Here is an 11,698-nt window from a genome sequence, read left to right on the forward strand (position 1 = left end):
TTTAGAGAGGTAAACGTGGGTCATTCCGTTGTCGCATTTATTATCGTTATCGGTGTTCTGGTGTTCATCCACGAGCTGGGCCATTTTCTGGTGGCCCGGTTTTTCAAAGTAGGCGTGGATGTGTTTTCTCTGGGATTCGGTCCCAAAATATTTAAAAAAATGAAAGGCCGCACCCAATATTGTATCTCTGCCGTTCCTTTGGGGGGATATGTGAAAATGGTGGGGGAAGAACCGGGTAAAGATCTGCCTTTAGAAGATGAATCCATCTCATTTTCCCACAAACCTTTGTACCAGAAAAGCCTGATCGTGGCTGCCGGACCGGCGTTTAATTTTTTTCTGGCGATTTTCATTTTTTATGTCCTGTATCAGTTTTCCGGCATCTATCTGGCCAGACCGGTGATCGGCGAGGTCATGGACAACACCCCGGCCCAGCAGGCCGGGCTTTTGCCCGGTGATGTGATCACGAAAGTCGACGGCCATGAGATCCGGTCTTTTGAAGACATTTCCCGGATCGTGGGAGAATCAGACGGAAAAGCCCTGGACATCGGCGTGGACCGGGAAGGGCAGACCCTGCGGATTTCCCTGGTTCCGGAAAAACAGGAAACCGTCAATGTGTTCCAGGAACCTGTGGACCGGTATGTCATCGGTATCCGGGGCACGGGCGATGTATTTCATCAGCCGCTGAATCCGTTCCAGGCCATGGCAAGGTCTATTTCAGATACATATGGGCTGGTGAAAGTGACCATTCTGTCCGTGGGCAAGATGATCTCGGGCAGCCTGTCCGCCGACAATTTAGGAGGCCCCATCATGATCGCCCAGATGGCCGGGGAACAGGCCAAAGCCGGTGTCGTGAATTTTGTGTGGTTCATTGCCTTGCTGTCGGTCAACCTGGGTATCATCAATCTGTTCCCCATCCCGGTGCTGGACGGGGGGCACCTGGTGTTTTTCGGTATTGAGGCGGTCACGGGAAAACAGGTCAGCGACAAAGTAAAAGAAAAAATGATCCAGTTCGGGGCCGCCCTTCTGGTGGCATTGATGGTGTTTGTTTTTTACAATGATATTATAAGAATTTTCAATGGTGGATAACATGACAGCCTGTATCGAGATTGCGTTGAAACAATCGCTGGGGGATGCGGAAGCATCTTCGCTTGTAAAAAAGGCGGATTCCTATTTTAAAATTCACATTGAGTCGGCCAGAACCATCCATATGCTGACCATTGACTCTGATCTGAAAACACAGGATCTGGAACGGATCCGGCAGGAGATTTTCACCAATCCCGTGACCCAGGTATCTTCATTATCCCCCCTGAAAATAGACTTTCACTGGTGCATCTGGATCGGGCTGCGGCCCGGGGTCAAGGACAATCCCGGGGCCACGGCCATGGAAGCCGTTGAAGATCTGCTGGGCCGATCATTCGGGCCGGATGAAGGGATCTATACCTCGAAGCGCTATTGCCTTTCCGGAGAATCCTTAACCCGGTCCCAGGTGGAAACCCTGGCCAAAGAGCTTTTATCCAATCCCATTATCCAGCAGTTCAAGATTTTTTCAAAATCGGACTGGCACCCTGAAACAGGGGCAAATGTCAAACCGGCCCGGGTGATTCTGGACCATACCCCCTGTTTTGATTTCATTGACATCGATTCCGACCAGACCCTGGCAAAGATCAGTGATCAGCGCAATCTGGCATTGAACCCCAGGGATATCCCTGTTATCCGGCAATATTTTCTGGATCCCGAGGTGGCGGCCCAGCGACAGGCCATGGGGCTGTCCGGGCCCACGGACGTGGAACTGGAATATATTTCCCAGGCCCGAAGCGATCATTGCAATCACAACACATTTCGGGGAATTTTCAAGTACGCGGATGTGATGACCGGGGAAAAAACCATTGAACACTCCTTGTTCAAGACCTATATCCAGCAGCCCACCCTGGCGCTGAAACAGAAAAAAGACTGGGTGGTGTCTGTACTCTGGGACAATGCCGGTGTGGGGGTGTTTGATGAACACAACAATTATGTGATCACCGGGGAAACCCATAATTCGCCGTCCAATATGGAAGCCTATGGCGGGGCCATCACCGGCATTGTGGGCGTGTACCGGGACCCCATGGGCACGGGTCTGGGCTCCAAACTGTTCATGGGCAGTTTCGGGTTCTGCGTGGGGGATGTCAATTATGACGGGCCTTTAAAACCGCCATTGCATCCCAGACGGCTTTTGAACGGGGTCATCGAAGGGGTCAGAGACGGGGGCAACAAGAGCGGGGTGCCCACCACCTTTGGCCAGACCCTGTTTGATCCGGGATATATGGGCAAAAGCCTGGTGTTTGTCACCGCGTTGGGTATCATGCCCAAACAGGTGAAAGGCAGACCCAGTCATGAAAAGAAAACCTCACCCGGTGATTTGATCATCATGAGCGGGGGCCGGGTGGGCAAGGACGGGATCCACGGGGTCACCGCGTCTTCGGAAAGTTATTCGGAAAACACCCCGGCCGGTCATGTCCAGATCGGAGACCCCTATACCCAGAAAAAAATGCATGATTTTCTCCTGGAATGCCGGGATGAGGGGTTGATCCGGTTTATTACCGACAACGGCGGAGGCGGGCTGTCTTCGTCCATCGGCGAATCCGCCATGATTTCCAACGGGTGTGTGGTGTATCTGGACAAGGTGCCCCTCAAGTATCCGGGCCTGGACATGTGGGAGATCTGGGTGTCGGAATCCCAGGAGCGCATGACCATTGCCATCGACCCAAAAGATCTGGACCGGTTCATGTCCCTGTCCCGGCAGCATGCCGTGGAAAGCACGGTGATCGGTGAATATACCGATACCGGTAAGCTGCACATCACTTTTCAGGGAAAAACCTGTGCCTATGTGGATATGGATCTGCTGGACAAAGGGTTTCCCGCCTGGGAGTTTGACGCGGTGTGGCTGCCGCCTGCGGTCCGGGGCCTGACCGAACCGGTGATCCGCAAACCAGAAGATTTCAATGGTCTCATGACCGCCATGCTGGCCCGGCCTAATATCTGTTCCAAAGAATGGATCCTCCGCCAGTATGACCATGAGGTCCAGGGCGGATCCGTGATCAAGCCTCTGGTGGGCGTGAACCGCAACATTCCGTCGGATGCGTCCGTGACCCGGCCGGTACTTACCGGGAACAAAGGGCTGGCGTTTTCCCAGACCCTGCTGCCCTGGTATTCAAAAATCGATGCCTATCACATGATGACCTGCACCATTGACGAGGCGGTGCGACGACTCATTGCCGTGGGCGGAAGCATGGATCATCTCGGCGGGGTGGACAATTTCTGCTGGCCCGATATCGGGTATGATGAAAAAACCAATCCGGACGGCAGATTCAAGGCAGCTCAGCTGGTGCGGGCCTGCCGGGCCCTGAAAGATGCGTGCATGGCCTATGAGATCCCGCTGTTGTCCGGCAAGGATTCCATGTATGTGGACGGACACCTGGAAGGGGCGTTCGGTGAGCGCATCAAAGTATCGGCCCTGGAAACCGTGCAGTTTTCCGCCACTTCCGTGGTGGAGGACATCCTGCACTGCCAGACACTGGAACCCAAATTGGCCGGGGATTTTGTCTATGTCGCCGGCATCACGGCCGATGAACTGGGGGCTTCCGAATATTACGATCTGTTCGGCAAAATTGGTGCCAATGTGCCGCAGGTGAATTTTGGTGCCAACCGGGTGTTGTACCGGGCCGTGGAAAAAGCCATGGATCTCGAGATGCCGGCTTCGTGTCATGCCGTGGGACGGGGCGGTCTGGGGGTTCACCTGGCGCTGATGACCATGGCCGGCAGACTGGGCATGGAAATTGATCTGTCCCAGGTGCCGGTTGCGGCAAAAACCCTTTCAGACGATGTGCTGCTTTTTTCCGAATCTGCGGGTCGGTTGATTCTGACTGTTCCGCCTGACCGGAAGCCGGTATTTGACAAACTCGCCAAGGGACTGCCATTCAGGTGTGTGGGGGGGGTCACAGATGCACACGACCGCCTGAAAATCACAGGGGTCCGGAACGATATCATTGTGGATCTGCCCTGTGCTGATCTGGACAAGGCATTTAACAAACTGTTTGGAGAGATGATATGACACAGGTGAAGGCACTGATTTTAACGGGTTTCGGACTGAACTGCGACCATGAAACCGCCCTGGCCTTTGAACTGGCCGGTGCCCGGCCTTATCGCGTGCATATCAATTCTCTGGTGGACGGCACCGTGAACCTGGCGGATTTTCATATTCTGGCGTTCGGCGGCGGGTTCTCCTGGGGGGATGACCACGGGGCCGGGGTGATCCAGGCGGTGAAACTTAAAAACCATATCGGAAAAGACCTGCTGGGTTTTGTGGATGCGGGAAAACTGATCATCGGTATCTGCAACGGGTTTCAGGCCCTGGTGAATACCGGACTTCTGCCGGGGCTGGACAAGGACTACACCCGGCGTTCCGTGGCCATCACCTACAATGACTGCGGCAATTTCAGGGACCAGTGGGTCCATTTGACCGCCAATCTTGAAAGTCCGTGCGTGTTTACCAGAGGCATGGACAAGGCGGATTTTCCCGTGCGGCACGGGGAGGGCAAGTTCATTGCCGAACCGGATGTGCTGACAGCGCTGCAGGCCAACGGCCAGGTGGTGTTCCAATATGCCGATGCAACGGGCAGTCCCGCCGGCGGGGCGTTTCCCTTCAACCCCAACGGGTCGCTGCACGATATTGCCGGCATCTGTGATCCCACCGGAAAGATTTTCGGACTCATGCCCCATCCGGAAGCCTACAATCATGTGACCAATCATCCGGACTGGCCCCGCAGAAAACAACAGCTCAAAGGTGAAGGTCAAGCGTTCGGTGAACAAGAAACCATTGGTATCCGTTTGTTTCAAAACGGGGTGGATCACATCCGGGAAAGGTTCTTTTAAATATCATGCTGGGAACCATTGTCAACTGTGTGGCCATTATTGCGGGTGGCCTGGTGGGGCTGTTGTTTAAAAACGGCATTCCGGACCGCTACAACCAGACCGTGATGCAGGCCGTGGGCCTGGCCGTGCTTTTGGTGGGCCTGAAAACCGCCATTGTCAGTGATGATCTCCTGGTGATCATTATTTCGCTGGCCATCGGTGGCCTTGTGGGGGAATGGATCGGCATCGAAAACCGGCTGGAACGGCTGGGAAAATTGCTGGAAAAAAAATTCACAAAAGGCAGCGGCGGATTTGCCCAGGGATTTGTCACCGCTTCTTTGATCTATTGTGTGGGTTCCATGGCCATTGTCGGATCTCTGGAAAGCGGGTTGTCCGGCAACCATGCCACCTTGTTTGCCAAATCCTGCCTGGACGGGATTGTGAGCATCATCTTAAGCTCGTCTCTGGGCATGGGGGTGCTGTTTTCCGCGGTGCCGGTGCTGCTTTACCAGGGATCCATTACTTTGCTGGCCACAGTGCTCAAACCCTTGCTGGTGCCGGCGGTGATCGCCCAGATGTCCGGGGTGGGCGGGCTTTTGATTCTGGGGATCGGTATGAACATGCTCAGAGAAAAAAAAATCAAGGTGGGGAACATGCTTCCCGCTATTTTTATTCCATTGATCTGGTTTGTGATCCAGGGATTGCCGGGAGTGGCGTAATCACCCATGTCCATGAAAGACAGCCTGCTTTATGTGTTGACCATTATCATCTGGGGTTCCACCTGGATCGGCATTAAATTCCAGCTGGGGACCGTGGACCCCATGGTGTCGGTGGTGTACCGGTTTGCTTTGTCCTCGGTGATTCTGCTGGTGTTCTGCAAGTTGCGGGGGCTGTCTTTGAAGTTTTCATTCAAAGACCATGGTTTTATGGCATTGCTGGGCCTGCTTTTATTTTCCGTGAACTACTGGCTGGTGTATGTGGCGGAAGTGTATCTCACCTCAGGCCTGGTGGCGGTGCTGTTTTCTTCGATTGTGTTTCTGAACATTGCCAATGGGGCATTGTTTCTCGGGGCCCCGGTGGAACGGAAAATGGTGGTGGGGGCTGCCGTCGGGATTGTAGGGATCGGTCTGATTTTCATGCATGAGATTGAATCCTTTGACCTGACGGACAAAAATCTGCTGGGGATCGCTTTTGGATTTTCCAGCGTGCTGCTGGCGTCTTTGGGAAACATCACATCCGCCCGAAATTCCAGAGCTGATATCCCGGTGATTCAGGCCAATGCCTTTGGCATGGGGTATGGCGCCCTGGCCCTGGCGATTCTGGCCATCAGCCTTGGCAAATCCTTTGATTTTTCCATGACCCTGCCTTATGTGAGTTCCCTGTTTTACCTGGCGGTGTTTGGTTCCATTATCGCTTTTACCAGTTATCTGACCCTGATCCGTTCTCTGGGGGCGGACAAGGCCTCTTACAGCATCATGGTGGTTCCGGTGGTGGCGCTGATCATCTCTTCTTTTGTTGAAGGCTATGTCTGGAGTTTTTCCGCCATCGCCGGGCTCATCCTGGTGGTGGGCGGCAATTTTCTGGCATTGCACCGGCCGGCACCGCCCGGCACTAGTCGATGATGGCAGGGGTAAACAAAGGTCACATTTCATGCATAGGTCCATTTGGCATAGCGGAGCCCCTGGCGGGGTGCCTTGCTGCCGGACTGTCGGAGCCACTCTGTGGATTCCTGTCCGGCAGCAAGGCACCCCGACAGGGGCGGCACTCTACCGAAGCGGTTCCTCCTGCAAGGATGATCTGATAAACCCGTTGCAACGATTGATACATCTGTGGTATTTAACACTGTTATGAAACAATATGTTATAGACGGGTTGCGGCCCCAGGATTATGACCGGTTAAAGGAATACCTGGATGAATACACCCGGGTGGCCGGGATTGTGGGAATCTACTGGCTGCCCCTGGAAAAAGAAGTGCTCACACCTGTTCAGGCAGATCACAGGGATTGTGCGCCCCATGTGTTTGCCCTGAAACTGGAGCAGAGCTCACTGGCCTGTGAACTGCTGGTCAGAACCCAAAAACAGATCCGATGCGACTGCATGGCCTATGCCACAAGAGATCAACGGAACTGGTTGATTGATCAGACCGATGCCATTCTTGAAAAGCTGGACATTCGCATTTAAAAATATATTGGAAGTCACATGCTTAAATTAATACCATTGGGCGGGCTGGGAGAAATCGGCCTGAACATGATGGTGGTGGAATATGACGATGCCATGTTCATCATCGATGCGGGCCTTATGTTTCCGGAAGATTACATGCTGGGAGTGGATATCGTGATCCCGGCCATGGATTATATCCGGGAAAATCGCAGCAAAATTCACGGTATCATCATCACCCATGCCCATGAAGACCATATCGGGGCGTTGCCCTATCTGTTGAAGGAAATCCGGATTCCGGTCTATGGCACGGCCTTTACCCTGGAAATTGTCAGAAACAAACTGGTGGAATTTGAGCTCAACACCCGGGTGGATCTCAACGTGGTCAATCCGGGCGAGACCCTGTCCATGGACCCGTTTGAAATCGAGTTTATCCGGGTGAGTCATTCCACCATCGAAGGCGTGGGCCTGGCCATCCAGACCCCGGAAGGGGTGGTGATTCATACCGGGGATTTTCGGATCAGTCATAACACAGACCCCTTGAAAAACACGGACCTGTCATCCTTTGCCCGATACGGGGAAAAAGGAGTTCTGGCGTTGCTTTCCGACTCCACCAATGTGGAGGTGGAAGGGTACACCATGTCGGAGCAGGAGGTGGCCAAGAATCTGGGAAAAGTGATTTTTGCGGCAAGGGGCCGGGTGATTGTGACCTTGTTTGCCTCCAATGTGTTCCGGATCCAGCAGGTGATCGATATTGCCGTGAAAAACGGGCGGAAAGTGGTGTTCAACGGCCGGTCCATGGAGCAGATCGTTGCCGTGGCGGTCAAACTGGGCCATATATCCTGTCCGGCGGATACGATTATGGACATCAAACAGATCAAGAATCTGCCCGATGACAAGGTGCTGATCATCACCACCGGCAGCCAGGGAGAACCCATGTCCGCGCTGGTACGAATGGCATCGGGCGTGCACAAACACATCCGCATTAAAAAAGGGGACAATGTGATCCTGTCCTCCAAGCATATTCCCGGCAATGAAAAAGCCATTGCCAATATCATCAACAAACTGTATCGCCGGGGCGCGGATGTATTTTATTCCAAATCCGCGGACATTCATGCGTCCGGTCATGCTCACCAGGAAGAACTCAAGCTTATGCTGACCTTGACCAAACCCGGCTATTTCATTCCCATCCACGGTGAATACCGGCATCTGGTGATCCATGCCCGGCTGGCGGAAAAAATGGGAATTCCCAGAGAGCATGTGCTGGTGGCGGAAGACGGACAGGTGATCGTGTTTGACCACAAAGGCGGCCGGATCGACGGCCAGGTGCACACCGGCCGGATCATGGTGGACGGCAAAGGCATCGGCGATGTGGGCCGGAGCGTTCTCAAGGAACGGCGGGAGTTGTCCGAAGGCGGGCTGGTGGTGGTGACCATGATCATCGACGAGGAAACCGGGGTGGTGCTGTACGGCCCGGAACTGATTTCCAAAGGGTTTGTGTTTGATTCCGCCACGGGTCATCTGGTGGATGATGCCCAGTGCGTGATTCTGGAGATTGTGGAAGAAATCGAAGCCGGAATGGATTCCCGGGTGGAACTGATCCGCGCCCGTCTCAAAAAGGCGCTGAAACAGTATTTTTCCTATACCATCAACCGCAAGCCCCTTATTGTACCTGTCATTATTGAAGTATGAAAAAAGAACTGATTTCACTGCTGCTGCTGTTTTTGATCATTTTTTTTGCAGTCAGCCTGTTTTCCTTTCATGCCCAGGATCCGGCAATCGGCAATGATCCTTTGATCGTGCCTGCCGGGATTCACAATCTGTTTGGCCTGGTGGGCGCCCATGTGGCCGGATTTTTTGTTTTTCTGTTCGGAGTGGGGGCGTTCTGGATTCCCGTGATTCTGTCGTTGATCACCCTGTGGTATATCAAGGAAAAATCCTCCCGGGTCATGTGGCTGACCCCGGCGGGTGGAATGATTCTGATGATCTGTACCGGGGCCGGTTTTTTTCTGTTCAAAGATGCGTACGCGTTTTCCGGCACCCTGGTGCCGGCCGGCGGATGGGTCGGCAGTACCGTGGCCGGGTTTCTTCTGACCTATGTCAATTCTCTGGGATGTATGATTGTTCTGGTGTTTTTTGCCGTCATCGGATTTATTTTCGCCACCGGCATTTCCATGGTGACGCTGGGCACAATGGTGTATCAGAAAACATCAGTTCTGGCTGCGGTCATGCTCCGGGAATTGAAACAATTCTTTGGGTATCTGGGGCAGGGGATCGAACAGATGAAATCTGGATGGCAGTCCTATCGAATGGCGCGTGAGGCCCGTTCAATGACCATTGATATGCCAAGGGCGTTGATCCAGAATCAAACGTCAACCGATTCTTCACAATTGGAAACGGATCTGCCGCACCCGGATACGTCAAATTCAAAAGGTGCCCGCGATCAAGACGAGCAGGATGCCATTGACCTGGATGATGTGTTTTCTCCGACCATTGTGGCCCCCCAGGTCGATACCACCGAATATGTATCAGACCGCGTGCTGGCAGATATCCGGCAGCCGGAAGCGTTCAAGCTGCCGCCCATCAGTTTTCTGGAGGAAAAAGTCAAGATCCGGCGGGAAATCGATACGGACAAACTGCAGCAAAAGGCCCGGATCCTGGAAACCAAACTCAATGATTTCAATGTCAAGGGCGATGTGGTGGAGATCCTGCCGGGACCTGTGATCACCACATTTGAATACCGGCCTGCGCCGGGGATCAAGCTGTCTAAAATCACCGGACTTTCCGATGATCTGGCCCTGGCCCTGAGCGCGGTGAGCATCCGGATCGTGGCCCCCATCCCGGGCCGGGATGTGGTGGGCATCGAAATTCCCAATGACGAACGGGAAATGGTGAACCTGCGGGAAATGGTCGCATCCAAGGATTTCATCCAGTCGGATTCCATGCTCACTTTGGGCTTAGGCAAAGATCTCATGGGGCGGCCGGTAATCACCAAGATGGACAAAATGCCCCATCTGCTCATTGCCGGAGCCACGGGCACCGGTAAAAGCGTGGGCCTCAACGCCATGATCATCAGTTTGTTGTACAAGGCGACCCCGGATGATGTCAAGTTCATCATGATCGATCCCAAACGCATCGAGCTCTCGGTTTACAATGACATTCCCCATTTGATTTCCCCGGTGGTCACGGACATGAAAAAAGCCACCAACGCCCTTTTCTGGGCCGTGAAAGAGATGGAGCGGCGGTATGAACTGCTGGAGGAAAACGGGCTGCGGAACCTGGCCCAGTACAATGACATGGTCCGGGAAAAAAATCGATCCCGGGCCGCCCGGTCTGCGGATGATCCGGAACACGAGACCGGCGACGATCTGCCGGTTTCAGAACCGCTTCCCTATATCGTGGTGATTGTGGACGAGCTGTCGGATCTGATGATGGTGGCATCCAAGGATGTGGAGTTTGCTTTGACCCGGCTGGCCCAGATGGCCCGGGCCGCAGGCATTCATATTATTATCGCCACCCAGCGGCCGTCCGCGGATGTGCTCACCGGGACCATCAAGGCCAATTTTCCCACGCGGATCTCTTTTCAGGTCTCTTCCAAGATCGACGGCCGGATCATTATGGACCAGGGCGGGGCTGAAAGCCTTCTAGGGAACGGAGACATGCTGTTCTGCCCGCCCGGGACCGGAAAACTCATGCGGATCCAGGGGGCTTATATATCTGAAAAGGAAATTGCCAAAATCACCGGTTTTCTCAAAGAGCAGCGCACCCCGGAATATGATGAAAATGTCACCAAAGGGGATGATGAGGAGGAAACAAGAGAATTTGATGAGGCGGATTATGACGAAAAATATGATGAGGCTGTGGCCGTGGTCACCCAGTCCGGCCAGGCTTCCATTTCTTATGTGCAAAGACGGCTTCGCATTGGATATAACCGGGCAGCCCGGCTCATTGAAATTATGGAACACGAGGGCATTATCGGCCCCCAGATCGGCACCAAACCCAGAGAGATCCTGGTGAAAAACTATGACGAAGATGGATTTTGATTTTCTGCATGCAATCAAAGGATTTATGGCGGATGAAGAAGCAACGCGGCTTCATGACCTGGCTCTGGCTGCTGCACCCATGGGCCCGGTTCTGGAGATCGGTTCCTATTGCGGTCTTTCCGCTGCAGTGATCGGATCAGCCTGCAAACAGACCCACAGCACACTTTTTTCCATTGATCACCATACCGGATCCGAAGAACAGCAGCCCGGTGAGGAATATTTTGATCCGGATCTGTTCGACAAAACCATGGGACGGATCAATACGCTGCCTTTTTTGTTAAAAACCATCAAAGCCGCCGGCCTTGCAGATTATGTGGTCCCCATGGTCTGCCCCTCGGGGGTTGCCGGCAAAATGTGGCGCACCCCTTTGTCCATGGTATTTATTGACGGGGGGCATTCCTTTGATGCGGTGTATCAGGATTTTCTGACCTGGTCTCCCCATGTCATGGCCAATGGTTTTCTGGTTTTTCACGATATTTTTCTGGATCCGGCCCGGGGCGGACAAGCCCCCAGGCAGGTCTATGACATTGCCCTGCAGACCGGGGATTATATTGAGCTTCCCATGACAAACACCCTGGGGGTGTTGCAGCAGAAACCCGTGTGATAAGA

At 53.6% G+C, this 11,698-nt stretch carries 9 protein-coding genes; all 9 read left to right on the top strand.

Annotated features, from left to right (window positions below; all coding sequences use genetic code 11):
- Window positions 1-15: 15 nt before the first annotated feature.
- Complete coding sequence (gene rseP / locus K365_RS0107435; protein WP_024334076.1) at window positions 16-1,086, top strand: RIP metalloprotease RseP; 1,071 nt, start codon at window positions 16-18, stop codon at window positions 1,084-1,086.
- 1 nt (window position 1,087) lies between these two features.
- On the top strand, window positions 1,088-4,090 hold the full coding sequence (locus K365_RS0107440; RefSeq protein WP_024334077.1) for an AIR synthase-related protein: 3,003 nt from the start codon (window positions 1,088-1,090) through the stop codon (window positions 4,088-4,090).
- Window positions 4,087-4,911, top strand: coding sequence for a phosphoribosylformylglycinamidine synthase subunit PurQ (locus K365_RS0107445; protein WP_024334078.1), 825 nt, complete (start codon window positions 4,087-4,089; stop codon window positions 4,909-4,911). Before K365_RS0107440 ends, K365_RS0107445 begins: the two co-directional genes overlap by 4 nt.
- A 5-nt stretch (window positions 4,912-4,916) precedes the next feature.
- Window positions 4,917-5,609 (top strand): DUF554 domain-containing protein, encoded by a 693-nt coding sequence (locus K365_RS0107450; RefSeq protein ID WP_024334079.1) that lies wholly within the window; start codon window positions 4,917-4,919, stop codon window positions 5,607-5,609.
- A gap of 6 nt (window positions 5,610-5,615) precedes the next feature.
- Window positions 5,616-6,512: a DMT family transporter gene (locus K365_RS0107455; protein ID WP_029725017.1), complete on the top strand. Its 897-nt coding sequence runs from the start codon at window positions 5,616-5,618 to the stop codon at window positions 6,510-6,512.
- A gap of 225 nt (window positions 6,513-6,737) precedes the next feature.
- The gene (locus tag K365_RS0107460) at window positions 6,738-7,070 is read left to right on the top strand and encodes a hypothetical protein (protein ID WP_024334081.1); all 333 of its coding nucleotides are present in this window, start codon (window positions 6,738-6,740) and stop codon (window positions 7,068-7,070) included.
- An 18-nt stretch (window positions 7,071-7,088) separates the two neighbouring features.
- A complete protein-coding gene (locus K365_RS0107465) occupies window positions 7,089-8,738 on the top strand; it encodes a ribonuclease J (protein ID WP_024334082.1) in 1,650 nt (549 codons plus the stop codon).
- The gene (locus K365_RS0107470) at window positions 8,735-11,089 is read left to right on the top strand and encodes a DNA translocase FtsK (protein ID WP_024334083.1); all 2,355 of its coding nucleotides are present in this window, start codon (window positions 8,735-8,737) and stop codon (window positions 11,087-11,089) included. Before K365_RS0107465 ends, K365_RS0107470 begins: the two co-directional genes overlap by 4 nt.
- The gene (locus tag K365_RS0107475) at window positions 11,070-11,693 is read left to right on the top strand and encodes a class I SAM-dependent methyltransferase (protein WP_024334084.1); all 624 of its coding nucleotides are present in this window, start codon (window positions 11,070-11,072) and stop codon (window positions 11,691-11,693) included. Before K365_RS0107470 ends, K365_RS0107475 begins: the two co-directional genes overlap by 20 nt.
- The last annotated feature ends 5 nt before the right edge of the window (window positions 11,694-11,698 follow it).

It is taken from the genome of Desulfotignum balticum DSM 7044 (assembly GCF_000421285.1).
GTDB classification, from domain to species: Bacteria; Desulfobacterota; Desulfobacteria; order Desulfobacterales; family Desulfobacteraceae; genus Desulfotignum; species Desulfotignum balticum.

Excerpts from the sequence above, each read along its gene's own strand:
- K365_RS0107440 (WP_024334077.1), top strand. The coding sequence starts at position 1,088 with ATGACAGCCTGTATCGAGATTGCGTTGAAACAATCGCTGGGGGATGCG.
- K365_RS0107445 (WP_024334078.1), top strand. The coding sequence starts at position 4,087 with ATGACACAGGTGAAGGCACTGATTTTAACGGGTTTCGGACTGAACTGC.
- K365_RS0107450 (WP_024334079.1), top strand. The coding sequence starts at position 4,917 with ATGCTGGGAACCATTGTCAACTGTGTGGCCATTATTGCGGGTGGCCTG.
- K365_RS0107455 (WP_029725017.1), top strand. The coding sequence starts at position 5,616 with ATGTCCATGAAAGACAGCCTGCTTTATGTGTTGACCATTATCATCTGG.
- K365_RS0107460 (WP_024334081.1), top strand. The coding sequence starts at position 6,738 with ATGAAACAATATGTTATAGACGGGTTGCGGCCCCAGGATTATGACCGG.
- K365_RS0107465 (WP_024334082.1), top strand. The coding sequence starts at position 7,089 with ATGCTTAAATTAATACCATTGGGCGGGCTGGGAGAAATCGGCCTGAAC.
- K365_RS0107470 (WP_024334083.1), top strand. The coding sequence starts at position 8,735 with ATGAAAAAAGAACTGATTTCACTGCTGCTGCTGTTTTTGATCATTTTT.
- K365_RS0107475 (WP_024334084.1), top strand. The coding sequence starts at position 11,070 with ATGACGAAGATGGATTTTGATTTTCTGCATGCAATCAAAGGATTTATG.